We start from the raw sequence: 16084 nt of genomic DNA on the forward strand, positions 1-16084 counted from the left end.
TTACCCTCGCGTGGGTTGCCGGTGGGCAAGCCGTTGGTCGCTGGTCTGGTCAGCTGGTCAGGTCATGCCAGGTGCCGTGCACGCCTGCTGCCCCCGTCGGATCAGGCGGGATCAGGCGGGATCAGGCGGGCTCAGGCGCCTGGCGAGCGACGCCGACGACGTGGAGGGCCAGGCCGGCGACGACCCAGGCGCCGAGGGTGAGGGCGGCGGTGAGCCCGCCCGCGCCGCCGAAGTAGGCCGCGGAGCGCACGAGGGTGCCGGCGGCGCCGGGCGGGAGGACCTGTCCGACGGTGCCCAGGCCTGCGGGCAGCCAGGCCCCGGTGGTGGCGATGCCGGCGAGCGGGTTGCCGAGGAACATCATGGTCATCGCGCCGATCGTGAAGCCCTTGCCGCCGAAGGCCTGCTGGAGCCCGCTGAGCAGGAACGCCAGCGCGGCGATGCCCAGGGCCATGGCGCCGGCGACGGGCCAGAACGCCGACTCGATGCTGCCGAACCAGAAGCGCAGCACGCCGGAGACCACCAGGCCGCCCACGACGGAGAAGCCCAGGACGCCGGCGAGCCGCCACGTCGGGCGGCGGGGGAAGATCGTGCGGAAGGCGACCGCCGGGACGATGCCGCCGAAGACCAGCGGGAACGCGAGCCCGCCGATGCCGATGCCCGTGGGGTCCGACTCGGGCAGCGCGACGACGTCGCTGGTGCTGACCTCGGCGCCGAGGGCCTGGCCGAGGCTCTGGGCCGTGGCGGTGACGGCCGAGGAGATCGCCGCCGAGCCCGCGCTCGCGACGACGGCGCGGACCTCGTCGCTACCGACGACGAAGCCGCCGGCCACCTCCCGGTCACGGACCGCGTCGGTGAGTGCCTGCGCGGAGTCGAAGCGCTCGAGGCGGTAGGCCTCGGGCGCCGTCGCGGCGAGGTCGTGCTCGACCTGCGTGGTCATCGCCGCGGATCCCACCACGCCGACCGGCAGGTCGTGCGCGCCGCTCTTGAGCGAGGGGAGGATGAAGAGCGCGAGGAGGAGCACCAGGAGCGCCCCCAGCCCGGCCGTCATCCCGATGGCGGCCACCAGCGGCGGAGGCGTCCGGCGTGCCGGCGTGCTCGGCTGTGAGCCGTCGTCGTCCACGCCCTCCCCGGTAATAGTGGGTGCGGTGGGGATGGAGACGGGCGTGGGGGTGGTCACGGAGGTCCTCGCGGAGAAGCCGGCCGGAGGCTTTTCCTCCGCTTATGTGGAGAACAATCCTCCGCTTATGCTGGTCGAGTCAAATCACCGACCCGCCCGGCACCAGGAGACCCCCATGCGATCGGACGCAGCCGAGCGGCGCGCCCGGATCATCCGAGCGGCCCGGCACCTCTTCGCGGCCGAGGGCGGCGAGGTCGCCCTGGAGGCCGTCGCCGACGCCGCCGGGGTCGGGATCGCCACGCTCTACCGCAACTTCGCGTCCAGGTCGGCGCTGGCCGACGAGGTGGTCCTCGCGATCCTGCTCGACATGCGCGCGGCCGCCGCCGACTCCATGGCCGACCTCGAGACCGACCCGGCGCACGCGTGGACGCGCTATGTCGGCAGGCTCGCCGACCTCGACCTCGGCGCGGTCTCCGCCGCCCTCACCGAGCACGTGACCCGCGACCTCGCCGCCCCCGTACGAGAGGCCCAGGAGCAGACGCTCGCCGGGGTCGAGGGGGTGCTCGCGGCGGGCCGGCGGGCCGGGCTGGTCCGCGACGACGTGGCAGCGCTGGAGCTGGTGCTCGCCCTGGGGCTCGTCACCCGACCGCTGCCGGAGGCCATCCGGGATGCGGCACCCGACCTGGTCCCCCGACTGCTCGCCACCCTGCTCGCCGGGATGACACCCGGGCCGCGGCCTGCGTGGCTGGAGTCGTGGAGCCCCGAGCCGACCGGGGCGGTGCCACCGGGCACGTGACGCGGGCGCCCGGTGCGCGCCGCGGGGTCGTACGTCGAGGCGGACGGCGACCGCAGGAGGGCTGGCACCACGACTCTGGGCGGCGCGGCGGCACCGGCGTATCGTGCAGAGAGGGACGAGGAGGAGGGGCCCATGTGTCGCTGGCTCGCCTACTCCGGCTCGCCGTTGCTGCTGGAGGACCTCCTCTTCAGGCCCACCAACTCCCTCGTGGTGCAGAGCAAGCGATCCGAGATGGGTGCCGAGGCCGTCAACGGCGACGGGTTCGGCGTCGGCTGGTTTGGCGCGACGGGCACGCCCGGTCGCTACCGCAGCACCGAGCCGGCCTGGAACGACCTCAACCTGCGCGAGGTCGCCGCGGAGGTCCGGTCGCACCGGTTCTTCGCCCATGTCCGCGCGACCTCGGGCACCCCGGTGCAGCAGACGAACTGCCATCCCTTCCGCCACGACCGCTGGTTGTGGATGCACAACGGCGCCATCGCCTCCTTCTCGCGGGTCAAGCGCGACCTGACGCTGGCGGTGGCTCCCGACCTCTTCCCGCTGATCGCCGGGTCGAGCGACAGCGAGATCTTCTTCTACCTCGCGCTGACCTTCGGCCTCGAGGACGATCCGCCCGCCGCGGTCTCCCGGGCCGTCGCGCTGATCGAGCAGACGGGGCGTCGCCACGGCGTCGAGCACCCGCTCCAGATGACGGTGGCCACCACCGACGGCGAGACCACGTGGGCGTTCCGCTACGCCAGCGACGGGCACGCCCGGTCGCTGTTCCACAGCACCGACGTCGACACGATCAAGAGGCAGCACCCCGACCACCCCGTGCTCCACGACCTCTCCGCCGGCTCCCGGATCGTGGCCTCCGAGCCGCTCGGCACGCTGGTCGGGATGTGGCAGGAGGTCCCGGAGTCCACGCTCCTGGTGGTGCGCGACGGCGTGGAGGAGGTGCGTCCGTTCCGCCCGGTGGCACCCTGAGCGCCCGACCGGCTCCCGACCCCACCAATCCCTCAGGTCTCGCGCCGTCGTGCCGATCGGGACGACGTGACCACCGCACCGCTCGTGGACCAGGCGGACCTGTTGGCCGCCGCCGAGTCCGTCGAACCCCTTCCCCACACCATCGCCCGACTCGCCACGCTGGTCGCGGACCCGGACTCCGACATCCGCGAGATCAGCGAGACCGTGGCCCTCGACGTCTCGCTGGCCGCGGACGTGCTGCGCCGGGCCAACTCGGTGGCGCTCGGCCACCGCGCCAACATCACGTCGGTGCGCGACGCCGTCGTCCGGCTCGGGTCCAGCACCCTGCTGTCGCTGACCATGGCCTCACGTGTCGGCGGCAGGATGCTGGCGGCGCTGCCGGCGTACGGCCTCAAGCCGGGAGCGCTCTGGGAGCGCTCGGTGGCCGCGTCGATCGCGGCCGAGGTGATCCGCTCCCGAGCCCGCGTCCCGGTCCCGGCGGAGGCAGGCACCGCAGCGCTGCTGCACGACTTCGGCATGGTCGTGCTGGCCCGGCACTTCGGCAACCAGATCCTGGACATGCTCGCCCTGGCCGCCGCCACCGACGGCCTCGACCTGGTCGAGACCGAGCGGCGGGTCCTCGGGCTCACCCACGCCGACATCGGCGCCGCGGTCGCCGAGGCGTGGGGACTCCCGCTGACGATCGTCGACGGCATCCGCGAGCACCACGAGGCACACGAGGACCTGTCCGCCGTGAGTGCGGCCGTGGCGCTGGCGTGTGCGATGTCGCACGAGATCACCACGCGCGACGAGGACCCGGAGGAGCTCGAGAGCCAGGTGACCCGGCACCACGAGGTGGCGCCGCTGCTGCAGGTCCTGCAGCTCGACGACCGCGCCTACCACGAGATCGTGGCGACGTCGCGCGAGCGCTTCGACGCGGTGGCCGACCGGTACAACGCCTGAGCCCTCGGGGCACGCGGCTCGGCGGGAGGCATCGGCGAGACTGGCGTCGGGCTCACGTGACCCGGCGTGCACCTCGTGCTGGGGCCGGCACTACCCCGGGACCCGCCACACCTCACGGGGGATGATCGGCTCCTCGAGCAGGTCCTCGCGCTCGAGGTAGGCGCGGTAGGCCTCCAGGTGCACAGCCATGGCGCGCCGGGCCGCCGCACCGTCGCCGGCCAGGATGCGCTCGGCGATCTTGCGGTGGGAGGCCGCGGTCTCGGCGAGGTGGCTGGCGTGGATCTTGCCGGGCCGGAAGTGCTCCTGGAACGGGTGGTGCAGGGCGTTGAGCGCCGTGCCGAGCACACCGTTGCCCGTGGCCTCGGCCACCAGCTGGTGCAGGTCCTGCACCTGCCCCAGGCCCGACTCCTGCTCGACCAGGCCGCGGAGGGCGGTCCGCTGCTCCTCGGAGATGTTGCGTGCGGCCAGCTCGGCCGCCGCCGGCTCCACGAGCTGGCGGTACTCGGCGAACTCGCGCAGCGTCGTGTTCCGCATCGCGAAGACCAGCGAGACCACGTCGCTCACCTGCCGCACCTGCGGGTGGCGCACGAAGACACCCCCGTGCACCCCCCGCCGGACCTCGATGAGCCCGTCGTGCTCGAGCAGGCGGAGCGCCTCCCGAACGGTCACCCGACCCACGCCGTACTCGGCCATCATCTCGGTCTCCGTGGGAAGCGCCGTGCCCTCGGCGAGACGGTGGACGATGATGCGCTCGCGGACCGCCGAGACCACGATGTCCGAGGCCTTGGGGATGCGAGGTCTACGCGTGCCCATGCCTCATCCTCTTCTCTCGGCCCCGGTGGCCGGCGCAGCGCGGCGTCACGGGACGTCGGTGGTCGCCCTCACCACCAGCGCATCCACCGCGACCGGGATCCCGTCGCTGTCGACGACCAGTGGGTTGAGCTCGGCGGTCTCCAGTGCGTCGCCCTCCTGGAGGACGAACTCGCCGAAGGCCAGGATCGTCCTGGTGAGCGCGTCGCGGTCGACCGGCACCCGGCCGCGGGGGCCCTTGAGCAGCTCGCTGTACTGCAGGCCGTCCATCATCGAGATCGCGTCACGCTCCTCGAGCGGTGGGAGACGGACCTGGACGTCCGATGCCAGCTCGGTGAGGACGCCGCCGACGCCGAGGACCACCACGGGGCCAAAGATAGCGTCCCGGCGCATTCCGAGGATCAGCTCAGTCTCACCCGCCACCATCTCCTGGACGACCAGCCGCCGGTCCGCCACCCCCATGGCACCGGCCCGGGCGAGGATCTCCTCGGCGGTCGTCGCCACCGACCCACTGTCGCGCAGGCCGACCGCGACCAGTCCGTGGTCGGACTTGTGCGGGACCTCGGTGGAGAGCAGCTTGACGACGACCGGGAAGCCGAGCGCCTCCGCCGCCTCGGCCGCCTCGGCAGAGGTGTGCACCGCCCGCTCGGCGACGGTCTGCACGCCGTGCCGCCGGACCAGCTCCTTGGCCGCGACCTCGTCGAGGGCCGAGGAGGTCGTGCCCGAGCTGGGCGCCGGGGCGGCGTGCGCGGACCCGCCGTCCCCGTCGCCACCGACCGGGGTCGACGAGGTGGCCGGCTCGCAGAAGTGGTCCACCAGCCGAGCCACGGCGCGAACGGCACGGACCGGGTCGGTGAACGCGGGGAGCCCGGCCTCGGCGAGGCGGCGTACCGCACTCCCGGTGCCACCGACCCAGACGGTCACGACCGGCTTGTGGGTCGTGGCGGCCACCTCGGCGATCAGCCGGCAGGCGTCCGCCTCCTGGTTCTGCATGTTGCCGAGCATCACCATCACGACGTCGGTCTCCGGGTGCTCGACCGCCAGCTCCAGCGCCGGGCGCAGCAGCTCGGTGTCGCTGACCAGGGCCCCGGTGAGGTCGATCGGGTTCCGCACGCTGGCGAACGCCGGGAGGACCTCCCGCATGTCCTGCGCCCAGCTGCCGGTCCAGGGCGCGACCTCCAGTCCGTGGTCCGCGGCGGCGTCGGTCATCAGCACTCCCGCTCCGCCCGACAGGGTCAGGATCGACAGCCGCCGCCCCGCGGGGCGCGGGGTGAAGGCGAAGACCCTCCCGAGGTCGAGCAGCTCGTCGACGCTGTGCGCGCGGATGACCCCGTGCTGGGTGAGGAGACCGTCGAAGACGACGTCCTCACCGGCGAGGGCGCCGGTGTGGGAGGCGGCCGCCTCCGCGCCTGCGGCGGAGCGGCCGACCTTCATCAGGCACACCGGGACGCCACGGCGCTGCGCCGTGGCCAGCGCGTCGCGGAACCGTCCCGGCTCCCGGACGCCCTCGACGTAGCCGAGGACCACGCGGGTCGCGGGGTCCTCCGCCAGGGCGCCGACGACCTCGGCCAGGCTCACGTCGACCTCGTTGCCGGTGCTGACGAACCGCCCGACACCGAGGGCCGAGTACTGCGCCTCGGTGAGGATGAAGGCACCCATGGCACCGCTCTGCGAGACGAAGGCGACCCCGTCGTCGCGCAGGGTGAGGTCGGGGTCGTCGATACCGGACATGAAGGTGGTCGTCGCACCCGACGCCACCCCGATGACGCCGTTGCAGTTGGGCCCGACGACCCGGATCGGGTGCTCGCGGGTGACCCGAGCCAGCTGCTCCTCGAGCAGGCGGCCCTCCTCGCCGGTCTCGCTGAACCCGGACGCGAACACCACCGCCACCGCTACCCCGGCGACGGCGCACCTCTCGACGGCCTCGACGACGGCCGTGCTGGGGAGCACGATCACCGCCAGGTCGGGGACCTCCGGCAGGGCCTCGAGGCTGGGGTAGCACGGCAGGCCCTGCACCTCCGTGCGGGCGGGGTTGATCGGGTAGATCGGTCCGGCGAAGCCGTACCGCTGGAGGTAGCGCAGCGTCCGCCCCGCCGCCTTCACCGGGTCCGACGACGCGCCGACGACCGCGATGCTGCGCGGGTCGAACAGGCGCGGCACCAGCTCCTCGCGTGCCTCACTGACCGGTGTAGACACCAGGACGCCCTTCCGCACGGGCGCTCAGCGCCTCCTGGTGGTCCGCCGTGCGCATCGAGAGGTGCTCGTAGGCCAAGGACAGGTCCAGCACCTGGTTGGCCGTGGCCTGGATGGCTTTGTTGATGGAGGCCTTCGTCGCGCGCAGGGCGTACGGGGGCTGGGCCGCGAGCTCCTCGGCGAGCGCGAGCACCTCGGCACGGAGCTCCGCGGCGGGGACCGCGCGCGAGACCAGGCCCATGGCCGCGGCCTCACGCCCGTCGATGAGGCGGCCGGTGAGCAGGTGCTCCTTGGCCCGGCCCGGACCGATCAGCAGCGGCCACACGACCGCGCCACCGTCGCCGGCGACCAGCCCGACGTTGACGTGGCGGTCGCCGATCCGCGCGTCGTCGGCCATGTAGACGATGTCGCACATCAGCGCGATCGTCGCCCCGAGTCCCACGGCGGCGCCGTTCACCATCGCGACGATCGGCTTCTCGAGCCGGAGCAGGATGTCGATGAGGTCCCGCCCCACCGACAGCACCCGGTCCTTGGAGCCGTAGCTGTCCTTGCCCGCCATCTCCTTGACGTCGCCCCCGGCGCAGAAGCCCTGGCCCGCGCCGGTGAGCACGATCACCCTGGTCGCCGGGTCGAGGTCCGCCTCCTGCAGCGCGCGTCGCAGCTCCAGGTGGGTGGCGGGGTCGAGCGCGTTGCGCCGTTCCGGGCGGTTGATGGTGATCATGGAGACCTGCCCGAGCCGCTCGTGCAGCACGGTCGCGTCGGAAGTCATCAGGCGCTTGCCCTTCTCGTGGTGGTGGGTACGCCGAGTGCTCGGCCGAGCATCCGGCGGTGGTCGGCGGGCGCCACCGAGGCCTCCAGCGCCCACACGCGTTTGGCGAACATGTGCAGCGGATACTCCGCGGAGTAGCCCATGGCGCCGTGCGCCTGGATGGTGACCCGCGCCGCCTCCTTGGCCGCCCGCACCGAGGCCAGCACGGCCATCGAGACGTGCGACTCGGCCGCCGAGTCCCCGCTCGACATCGACCACGCCGCCCGCCACACGGCGGGACGCGCGAACTCGACGCGGAGGTGGACGTCGGCGAGAGCGTGCTTGATGGCCTGGAAGCTGCCGACGGGGACGCCGAACTGCTCGCGACCGCGGACGTAGTCCAGGGTCATCGCCAGCATCCGGCGCGCCAGGCCGACCAGCTGTGCCGCCGCGGCCAGCTGGAGGCGGAGGCGGAGGGCGGCGACGTCGGACGCGGCGAGCTCCAACGGCTGTCCGCCGGTCGGAGCGTCCCCGAGCCGGGCGAGCGGCCGACACCTGTCGAGCGGCACGTCGACCACGCGGGCCGCGGGCGGGTCGAGCAGCCGGAGCGCGGGGCGCTCGCCGTCCTCCCCGACCAGCCCGACGGTGGCCTGGTGACCCCACGCGGCGAGCGCGGTGGGCTCCGGCCACCACGCCACGAGCGGCGCGCGGTCGCGGGCGGGATCGACCAGGTCGTCGCGACCGGCCGCGGCGAGGACGGGCATGGCGCAGATGGTCTCGGCGACCGGGAGCGGAACGGCGCTGTGGCCCAGCTCCTCGCACACGACGGCGAGCGCCACCTCGTCCAGGCCGAGCCCGTCCGACGCCTCGTCGAGCAGGAGCCGGTGGACACCGAGCTCGGCGAGGGCGTCCCAGAGCCGCTCGACCTCCGGGTCCGGGGCTCCGCCCGGGTCCGACTCCCACGCACGCGCCAGCAGCTCCGGCGGGCAGAGCTCGGCGAGGAGGGACGCGGTCACCTCGGCCAGCGCCCGGTGCTCCTCGGTCAGATCGAATCTCATGTGTTTCCCACCGCTCCTACTTCCGTGGCAGCTTCAAGATGCGTTCGCTGATGATGTTGCGCTGGATCTCGTTGGTCCCCGCGTAGATCGTTCCGCCGAGCGCGAACTGGAAGCCCCGCGGCCACACCGAGTCGACCTGCGCCTCGGCCCCGAGGAGCTCCATCGCGATCTCGTGGAGCCGGACGTCCATCTCCGACCAGAAGACCTTGTTCAGGCTCGACTCGGCCCCCACCTGGTGGCCCTCCGTGATCTGGGTGACCTGCCTGAGGGTGAACAGCTGGTAGGCCTCGGCGTCCATCCACGCCTCGACGAGGCGGTCGTGCAGGCTTCCGGAGACCCGCTCGGGGTGCTGCTCGGCCAGCTCGAGGAGCCGGGCGACCGTGCGCCGGAACCGTCCCGGCGACCTCAGGGTGAGGCCGCGCTCGGAGCCGGTGGTCGACATCGCGACGCGCCACCCCTCCCCGACGCCGCCCAGCACGTCGCGGTCGGGCACGAGGACGTCGTCGAAGAAGACGTCCGCGAAGCCGGGGTCGCCGTCCAGGCGCGGGAAGGGGCGGACCGTCACACCGGGCGCGTCCAGCGGCACCAGCAGGTAGGTCAGCCCGCGGTGGCGGGCGGACTCGGGGTCCGTGCGGAACAACCCGAAGAGGTGCGTGCAGAAGCCGCCGCGGGTGCTCCAGGTCTTCTGGCCGCTCACCCGCCAGCCCTGGGCGTCGTCGTCGCGGACCGCCCGGCTCCGCACGGAGGCCAGGTCGCTGCCGGCGCCCGGCTCGGACCAGCCCTGCGCCCAGAGGTCCTCCGCCGCGGCCATCCGCGGCAGGATGCGCCGCTGCTGCTCGGGGGTGCCGAACTCGAAGACGGTCGGGGCGAGCAGGAAGATGCCGTTCTGGGTGACGCGCGCCGGCGCGTCGGCACGGGCGTACTCCTCCTCGAAGATCAGCCACTCCCACAGCGAGGCGTCGCGTCCGCCGTACTCCCGCGGCCACGACACGGCCGACCACCCCGCCTGGAAGAGCGTCCGCTCCCAGCCCACGTGGGCGGCGAATCCCTCCTCGGTGTCACCCGAGGGCAGGGGCGTCCGGGGGACGTTCTCGGCGAGCCAGCCGCGCACCTCCGCGCGGAAGGCATCCTCCTGGTCGGTGTACCTCAGATCCATCGAACGACCTCCTCGCCGTTGCGCCGGGGCGCCGCCCCCAGGGTGGTGCCGGTGATGCGCGCGACGGGCAGCAGCGCGCACAGGGTCCAGTCGTCGGGCAGCCCGAGGACCCCGGCGAGCTCGCCGGACCTCCGCAGGCCGACCGTGGTCAGGCAGGTGCCCAGACCGCGGGCGCGGGCGGCGAGCTGGAACGACCAGACCGCTGGGTACACCGAGCCGTAGAACTTCGCCGCCTCGGCGCCGACGGCCGCCTGCGGCGCGGGCGCGGTCGAGCAGACGACGACGATCCGGGGCACCTTCCCCATCACCTGGGCCAGGTGGGCCGAGCTCTGCCGGACCTTGGTCAGCTGACCGGCCGCCTCCCCCGACGGGGCCGGCCGGGCGCGATCGAGCTCGGCGTACGCCGCCTGGTAGAGCTCGCCCACCGCCGCCCGGGTGCCGGGGTCCTTCACCACGAGCCAGCGCAGCGGCTCCTCCGCACCCCCGCTGGGGGCCTGGCGGGCAGCGGCCAGCGCTTCGCGGAGAAGGGCGTCGTCGACGTCGTGCTCGAGGTCCAGCCGCTTGCGGACCGCGCGCGTGGTGGTCAGCAGCTCGTCGGCCACGGTGATCGCGGCCGGATCGAAGGAAGGCACGGTGGCCATGCCCGTCACCCCTCCTTCCTGGGCGTCACGGACGACGCCTCGTTCTCGTTCGCGAGGATCTCCTCGACGTCTTCCTCGGCGCGCCGCAGGAGACGGGTGCGCAGGACGCCCATGACGACCATGGCCACGACGAGCGTCACGAGGATGCCGCCGGAGAGCGGCCGGCTGACGAAGATGCCCAGGTCGCCCCCGGACATCAGCAGCGACTGGCGGAAGGCCTGCTCCATGATCGGGCCGAGCACGAAGGCGAGCACGAGCGGACCCGGTTCGAAGCCGGTCTTCTTCATCAGCCAGCCGAGCACGCCGAAGCCGATGACGACCCACATGTCGAAGACCTCGTTGTTGACCGAGTAGACGCCGGCCATCGTCACCAGCAGGGTGAACGCCGCAAGGATCCCGGGCCGCACCTGGAGCACGCGGATGAACACCCCGACGAGGGGGATGTTCAGCAGGAGCAGCATCAGGTTGCCGACGTACATCGACGCGATGACGGCCCAGAAGACGTCGGGGTGCTCCTCGATCAGGCGGGGACTCGGCGTCACCCCCTGGATCAGCAGCGCGCCGTAGATCAGCGCCAGGACGACGTTCGGCGGCAGGCCGAGGGTCAGCAGGGGGATGAACGCCGACGTGGACGACGCGTTGTTCGCGGTCTCCGGTCCGGCGACGCCCTCGATGGCCCCGCGGCCGAACCTGCTCGGGTCCTTGGCCCGGCGCTTCTCCAGGGCGTACGACGCCATCGAGGAGATGACTCCGCCGCCGCCGGGCAGGATGCCGATGAAGAAGCCCAGGACGGAGCCGCGAGCGATGGCCCCGCTGGAGTCGCGGAGGTCCTGGCGCTTGGGCCACACGCCCTTGACCTTCGCCTTCACGGTCTGCGCGGTCTCGGTCTGCTCCAGGGAGTAGAGGATCTCGCTGACGCCGAACAGGCCCATGGCGATGGCCACGAAGTCCAGTCCGCTGAGGAGCGAGACCTCACCGAACGTGAAACGGGAGCTGCCTGTGATGGAGTCCGAGCCGACGGTGGCCAGCAGGAGGCCGAGCGCCGCCATGGCGAGGGCCTTCCACGTCGAGGAGCTGCCCAGGTAGGTGACCAGCGTGATGCCGACGACCGTGAGGGCGACGTACTCCGGCGGCCCGAACTTCACGGCCAGCTCGGCCATGGGCTGTGCCAGCAGGGTGAGCCCCACCACGGCGATGGTCCCGCCGATGAACGACCCGATCGCGGCGATCCCGAGAGCGGGGCCGGCCCGGCCGGCACGCGTCATGGCATACCCGTCGAACGTGGTCACGACCGAGGCCGCCTCGCCGGGGAGCCTGAGCAGGACCGACGTGATGGTCCCGCCGTACATCGAGCCGTAGTAGATCCCCGCGAGCATCACGATCGCCTGCGTGGGCTCCATCGTGTAGGTCAGCGGGAGGAGCAGCGCGATCGTGGCCGTGGGCCCGAGCCCCGGCAGGACGCCCACCAGGGTGCCGATCGTGACACCGACGAAGACGAAGAGGAGCGTCTGCGGGTCCATCATCTGCGCGAAGCCGTCGAGAAGACCGCTCATGGCTCAGCCTCCGATCCGTTCGAGCAACACACCGGCGGGGAAGGGCACCCCGAGGAGCCGGTCGAAGATGATCCAGAACACGACGGCTCCGCCGACCGAGAGCGTGAGCGTCCACCGCCACGACTCCCGGCCGAAGACCCGCAGCCAGACCGCGAGCATCAGGGTGGAGGCGAGCAGGAAGCCGAGCACCTGGAAGAGGACCACGTAGACGACCAGGCTCCCCAGCATGGCCAGCACCTGCAGGCTGCGCTTCGACCACTTCTCGTAGTCGGCTCGCCGGTCCACCAGGACCAGCGCCGCGCAGATGGCGGTGAAGATGACCGCGTTGATCATCGGCCACATCCCCGGACCGGGTCGGGTGACCTCACCGAAGGCGAGCGTCGAGGCCTGCCAGACCCAGAGCCCGCCCAGGACCGTCAGCAGGAGCGGAGCCAGGCGGTGTGCCTGCTCCCGCCGCCACGAGCGGGGCGAGCGAGCGCCCGCGTCCGCCCCGGGCGCCGCCGCGGCGGTGTCGCCGGGCGCATCGTCGGACTGGACCATCACCTGCTCCCTCCCAGGGGCCCGGCTGGGTGAGGTCCGCCCTCACCCAGCCGGGCTCTGTGCTCAGTTGTCGATCAGCGCTTCGTAGATCGCGCGGCGCTCGCCCAGCTGCTCGGTCACGGCCTCGGACCCGACGAACTCGTCCGGGACGTTGTCCGCACCGAGGAACTCCTGGACGGCCTCGTCCTCCAGCGCGACCTCGAGGGCATCCTCGAGAGCCGCCAGGACGTCCTCGTCGAGCCCGGCGGGCGCGGTGAGGCCGATCAGGGTGCCCGAGACCGTGAGGTCCTCGAAGCCCGACTCCTTCAGCGTCGGCACGTCGGGCAGCCAGGTGACCCGCTCGGGCTCACCGACCGCCAGCGGCGTCAGGTCGCCGGCCTCGATCTGGGTCACCACGTCCTGCGAGGCGTTGAGCGCGATGGCGTCGACGTTGTCGCCGCGCAGCGCGGCCACGACCTCGGCGTTGGAGTCGAACGGGACCGGCGTGAACTCGACGCCGTAGTCCTCGGCCATGCGGGCGAGCTCGTAGCCCTGCGGCGTGGTCGCTCCCGGAACGCCGATCGAGATGTCGCCGGGCGCGTCCTTCGCGGCGGCGACGAGGTCGTCGATCGAGGAGTAGTCCGAGTCGGGCATGGCCAGGAAGACAACGGGCTGGGTGAGCATGAGGCCGACGTTGTCGAAGTCCTCCTCGCTGTAGCCGAGGTCGCTGACCAGCGGGGTGACGACCATCGTCCCGGTCGTGTAGAGCCCGATGGTGTGCCCGTCGGGGTCGGCGTTCTGGACGTGCTGCATGCCGATGGCGCCCGATCCGCCGGGACGGTTCTCGACCACGATGTCCTCGCCCAGCTCCTTGGACATCGCCTCCGCCACGGTGCGCGTGATCGAGTCGGTGTTGCCGCCCGCGTCGTACGGGACGACCCAGGTGATCTCCTTGCTGGGGAAGTCGGCGGACGCGTCGTCGCCCCCTGTGCCTCCGCAGGCAGCGAGGGCGAGGGCGAGTGACGGTGCGAGAGCGAGCGAAGTGATCCTGACGCGGTTCATGGGTGCCTCCCTGGGGCTGTGAGCGGCGCGGGCCGATCGTCTGGAGCGGCGCGAGCGACGGACGTCACACTATGCCATCTATGCATTCATTGCCATCTTTTCTTTCGGGCGAGATTCCGCCCGCCCGACGACCCGTCGAGCCACCCTCCCGTCGCGGCCGCAGGGACATGGGATCGGGCCCGGCCTCCGGATCCGCGGACGGGGCCGGTCACAGGTCGCGACGGGGACTCAGAGCGCGGACGTGGGGGATTCCACGCAATCCGGGTCGAGACACCCGTCGAGACGGGCGGCAGGGACTACGCGCGGTGGCCGGCGTGCATGGGCACGGGCGCCCCAGAGCGCGACACGGCCGCGCTCCCGATGACGCGACGGAGAGCGGGCGGCGACCCGACGTGGGCCTTCGCGGCCGCTACGCCGACCGCGGAGGAACCTTCGTGACGTGGGACGCGCGCATGGGACGGGGCCGGTCGATGGTGACCGTCCACTCCCGGTGACACCATCGTCGGCGCCTGCATCAGCCCTGGGCCATGTCCACGAAGCGGGAGTAGTGGCCCTGGAACGCGACGGTGAGGTCGCGGGTGGGGCCGTTGCGGTGCTTGGCCACGATGAGGTCGGCCTCGCCGGGGCGGGTCGACTCCTTCTCGTAGACGTCGTCGCGGTGGAGCAGGATGACCATGTCGGCGTCCTGCTCCAGCGAGCCCGACTCACGCAGGTCGCTCATCATCGGGCGCTTGTCACCACGCTGCTCGGGGCCACGGTTGAGCTGGGACAGCGCGATGATCGGCAGCTCGAGCTCCTTGGCGAGGAGCTTGATGTTGCGGGAGAACTCCGAGACCTCGAGCTGGCGCGACTCGACCTTCTTGCCCGAGCTCATCAGCTGCATGTAGTCGATCACGATCAGCTTGAGGTCGTGGCGCTGCTTGAGCCGACGCGCCTTGGCCCGGATCTCCATCATCGTCATGTTGGGGCTGTCGTCGATGAACATCGGCGCACCGGAGACCTGGCCCATCTTGCGGGCGAGCTTCTCCCAGTCGTCGTCGCGCATCGTGCCGTTGCGGATGTGGTTGAGCGGCACCTTCGCCTCCGCTGAGAGCAGGCGCATCATGATCTCCGAGCGCGTCATCTCGAGGCTGAAGAAGCAGCTGGTCAGGTTGTTGTGGATCGACGCGGCACGGCAGAAGTCGAGGGCCAGGGTCGACTTGCCCATGGCCGGGCGGGCCGCGACGATGATCATCTGGCCGGAGTGCAGGCCGTTGGTCAGGTCGTCGAGGTCGGCGAAGCCGGTGGGCACGCCGTAGAGGCCGGCCTCGCGGTTGCCGATGGCCTCGATCTCGTCGAGGACGCCGCTCATGATGTCGCTCAGCGGGGCGTAGTCGACGCTCGCCCGGCGGTCGGTGACCTTGTAGACCTCGGCCTGCGCGTGGTCCACGACGTCGTCGATCTCCCCCTCGCCGGCGTAGCCCAGGGCGGCGATGCGGGTGCCGGCCTCGACCAGGCGGCGCAGGATCGCCTTGTCGCGCACGATCTCGGCGTAGTAGCCGGCGTTGGCCGCGATCGGCACGTTGGCCGACAAGGTGTGGAGGTAGGGGGCGCCGCCGATGCGCTGCAGCTCGCCGCGCTTGACCAGCTCGGCCGCCACGGTGATCGGGTCGGCCGGCTCGCCGCGGCCGTAGAGGTCGATGATCGCGTCGTGGATCACCTCGTGGGCGGGGCGGTAGTAGTCGACGCCCTTGATCACGTCGACGACGTCGGCGATGGCGTCCTTGGACAGCAGCATCGAGCCGAGGACGCTCTGCTCGGCGGCGTTGTCCTGCGGGGGCGTCCGGTTGCCCGGCGAGCGGGGCGAGGCGCCCGGCTCGTAGGCCGCCGGGCCGTCGCCCCAGGCCTCGTCGGTGTCCCCCTCGAAGGTGACGCTCACCGGTGCTCCCTCCATCTCGCTCGGGTCCGCCGACCATGACGGTAGGGACGACCTCCGACATCGACGACCTCGTCGCCGAGGGCGCGCTCGCCCCCGGGTCCACCAGTCGTCTCCTCACTGGCCCGCGCAGGACCGTACGTCCTCACGGCGTCCCGGGGGAAGCCGACGACGCCGAGTTATCCACAGGGCATGTGGACAAGCTGAGCAACGCCGTGGACGACACGCGTGAGCACGCGGGCGGCCAGTGGAACAGGCTGTGGAGACAGGTGGAGAATCAGCCCTGCTCAGCGCGCTGACCTGCACCGATGGGCCTCACACCCTGTGGAGGGAAAATATGTTGCCGTCGGGACCGTTCATCTGTCCGCCATCTGGAAGATGCCCGCCGGCCCGGGTCGTCGCCGTACCCCGACGACCGCCTCCGGCCGTCATCCACACGGCCATGCACAGGTAGTCCCAATGGACTATGGACGACGCGACCGCGAGGTGCCCGGGTCCCCGCCCCGCCACCGCGCCGGGAGGTTCCTAGGCTGGGTCCGTGACGGCCCGCCCCCCGGAGTCAGCCCCGGACCCAGCCCCGGGGTCGACCACCCCACCCCACCCCCGGGTCG

At 72.2% G+C, this 16084-nt stretch carries 14 protein-coding genes; 3 read left to right on the forward strand and 11 right to left on the reverse strand.

Annotated features, from left to right (window positions below; genetic code table 11):
• Positions 1 to 121: 121 nt before the first annotated feature.
• Positions 122 to 1177 carry a hypothetical protein gene (locus tag AC3X7Z_RS14660; RefSeq protein ID WP_489976383.1) on the reverse strand — a complete coding sequence of 352 codons (1056 nt, stop codon included), beginning with the start codon at positions 1175 to 1177 and terminating at the stop codon, positions 122 to 124.
• 115 nt (positions 1178 to 1292) lie between these two features.
• On the opposite strand from AC3X7Z_RS14660, the gene AC3X7Z_RS14665 reads away from it, so the two are divergent.
• From AC3X7Z_RS14665 to AC3X7Z_RS14675, 3 genes are all read left to right on the forward strand, one after another.
• On the forward strand, positions 1293 to 1913 hold the full coding sequence (locus AC3X7Z_RS14665) for a TetR/AcrR family transcriptional regulator (RefSeq protein WP_489976384.1): 621 nt from the start codon (positions 1293 to 1295) through the stop codon (positions 1911 to 1913).
• Positions 1914 to 2045: 132 nt separating this feature from the next.
• Positions 2046 to 2876: a class II glutamine amidotransferase gene (locus tag AC3X7Z_RS14670; protein WP_489976385.1), complete on the forward strand. Its 831-nt coding sequence runs from the start codon at positions 2046 to 2048 to the stop codon at positions 2874 to 2876.
• A 66-nt stretch (positions 2877 to 2942) separates the two neighbouring features.
• Positions 2943 to 3818 carry an HDOD domain-containing protein gene (locus AC3X7Z_RS14675; protein WP_489976386.1) on the forward strand — a complete coding sequence of 292 codons (876 nt, stop codon included), beginning with the start codon at positions 2943 to 2945 and terminating at the stop codon, positions 3816 to 3818.
• A 90-nt stretch (positions 3819 to 3908) separates the two neighbouring features.
• Here AC3X7Z_RS14675 and AC3X7Z_RS14680 read toward each other — a convergent pair whose 3' ends face one another.
• From AC3X7Z_RS14680 to dnaB, 10 genes are all read right to left on the reverse strand, one after another.
• The gene (locus tag AC3X7Z_RS14680; protein ID WP_186339644.1) at positions 3909 to 4631 is read right to left on the reverse strand and encodes a FadR/GntR family transcriptional regulator; all 723 of its coding nucleotides are present in this window, start codon (positions 4629 to 4631) and stop codon (positions 3909 to 3911) included.
• Between the two features lie 45 nt (positions 4632 to 4676).
• On the reverse strand, positions 4677 to 6824 hold the full coding sequence (locus AC3X7Z_RS14685; RefSeq protein WP_489976387.1) for an acetate--CoA ligase family protein: 2148 nt from the start codon (positions 6822 to 6824) through the stop codon (positions 4677 to 4679).
• Positions 6805 to 7590, reverse strand: a complete 786-nt coding sequence (locus tag AC3X7Z_RS14690; RefSeq protein WP_186339646.1) for an enoyl-CoA hydratase/isomerase family protein — start codon at positions 7588 to 7590, stop codon at positions 6805 to 6807. Before AC3X7Z_RS14690 ends, AC3X7Z_RS14685 begins: the two co-directional genes overlap by 20 nt.
• Positions 7590 to 8627, reverse strand: a complete 1038-nt coding sequence (locus AC3X7Z_RS14695; protein WP_489976388.1) for an acyl-CoA dehydrogenase family protein — start codon at positions 8625 to 8627, stop codon at positions 7590 to 7592. The genes AC3X7Z_RS14690 and AC3X7Z_RS14695 overlap by 1 nt, the downstream gene beginning before the upstream one ends.
• A 16-nt stretch (positions 8628 to 8643) precedes the next feature.
• Entirely contained in the window at positions 8644 to 9783 is a 1140-nt protein-coding gene (locus tag AC3X7Z_RS14700) for an acyl-CoA dehydrogenase family protein (protein ID WP_186339648.1), read from the reverse strand.
• On the reverse strand, positions 9774 to 10424 hold the full coding sequence (locus AC3X7Z_RS14705) for a nitroreductase family protein (protein WP_489976389.1): 651 nt from the start codon (positions 10422 to 10424) through the stop codon (positions 9774 to 9776). Before AC3X7Z_RS14705 ends, AC3X7Z_RS14700 begins: the two co-directional genes overlap by 10 nt.
• Positions 10425 to 10429: 5 nt before the next feature.
• Positions 10430 to 11977, reverse strand: a complete 1548-nt coding sequence (locus AC3X7Z_RS14710) for a tripartite tricarboxylate transporter permease (RefSeq protein WP_489976390.1) — start codon at positions 11975 to 11977, stop codon at positions 10430 to 10432.
• A gap of 3 nt (positions 11978 to 11980) precedes the next feature.
• Positions 11981 to 12517 carry a tripartite tricarboxylate transporter TctB family protein gene (locus AC3X7Z_RS14715; RefSeq protein WP_186339651.1) on the reverse strand — a complete coding sequence of 179 codons (537 nt, stop codon included), beginning with the start codon at positions 12515 to 12517 and terminating at the stop codon, positions 11981 to 11983.
• 63 nt (positions 12518 to 12580) lie between these two features.
• Entirely contained in the window at positions 12581 to 13558 is a 978-nt protein-coding gene (locus AC3X7Z_RS14720) for a Bug family tripartite tricarboxylate transporter substrate binding protein (RefSeq protein ID WP_186339652.1), read from the reverse strand.
• Between the two features lie 514 nt (positions 13559 to 14072).
• Positions 14073 to 15476 (reverse strand): replicative DNA helicase, encoded by a 1404-nt coding sequence (dnaB, locus tag AC3X7Z_RS14725; RefSeq protein WP_241005264.1) that lies wholly within the window; start codon positions 15474 to 15476, stop codon positions 14073 to 14075.
• Positions 15477 to 16084 lie beyond the last annotated feature (608 nt).

The organism is Nocardioides sp. Z24_21, assembly GCF_058134345.1.

What these genes read in the sequence shown, in the direction of transcription:
- AC3X7Z_RS14670 (WP_489976385.1), top strand. Translation starts at nt 2,046, where the DNA reads ATGTGTCGCTGGCTCGCCTACTCCGGCTCGCCGTTGCTGCTGGAGGAC.
- AC3X7Z_RS14695 (WP_489976388.1), bottom strand. Translation starts at nt 8,627, where the DNA reads ATGAGATTCGATCTGACCGAGGAGCACCGGGCGCTGGCCGAGGTGACC.
- AC3X7Z_RS14715 (WP_186339651.1), bottom strand. Translation starts at nt 12,517, where the DNA reads ATGGTCCAGTCCGACGATGCGCCCGGCGACACCGCCGCGGCGGCGCCC.
- AC3X7Z_RS14700 (WP_186339648.1), bottom strand. Translation starts at nt 9,783, where the DNA reads ATGGATCTGAGGTACACCGACCAGGAGGATGCCTTCCGCGCGGAGGTG.
- AC3X7Z_RS14705 (WP_489976389.1), bottom strand. Translation starts at nt 10,424, where the DNA reads ATGGCCACCGTGCCTTCCTTCGATCCGGCCGCGATCACCGTGGCCGAC.
- AC3X7Z_RS14680 (WP_186339644.1), bottom strand. Translation starts at nt 4,631, where the DNA reads ATGGGCACGCGTAGACCTCGCATCCCCAAGGCCTCGGACATCGTGGTC.
- AC3X7Z_RS14690 (WP_186339646.1), bottom strand. Translation starts at nt 7,590, where the DNA reads ATGACTTCCGACGCGACCGTGCTGCACGAGCGGCTCGGGCAGGTCTCC.
- AC3X7Z_RS14665 (WP_489976384.1), top strand. Translation starts at nt 1,293, where the DNA reads ATGCGATCGGACGCAGCCGAGCGGCGCGCCCGGATCATCCGAGCGGCC.
- AC3X7Z_RS14710 (WP_489976390.1), bottom strand. Translation starts at nt 11,977, where the DNA reads ATGAGCGGTCTTCTCGACGGCTTCGCGCAGATGATGGACCCGCAGACG.
- AC3X7Z_RS14720 (WP_186339652.1), bottom strand. Translation starts at nt 13,558, where the DNA reads ATGAACCGCGTCAGGATCACTTCGCTCGCTCTCGCACCGTCACTCGCC.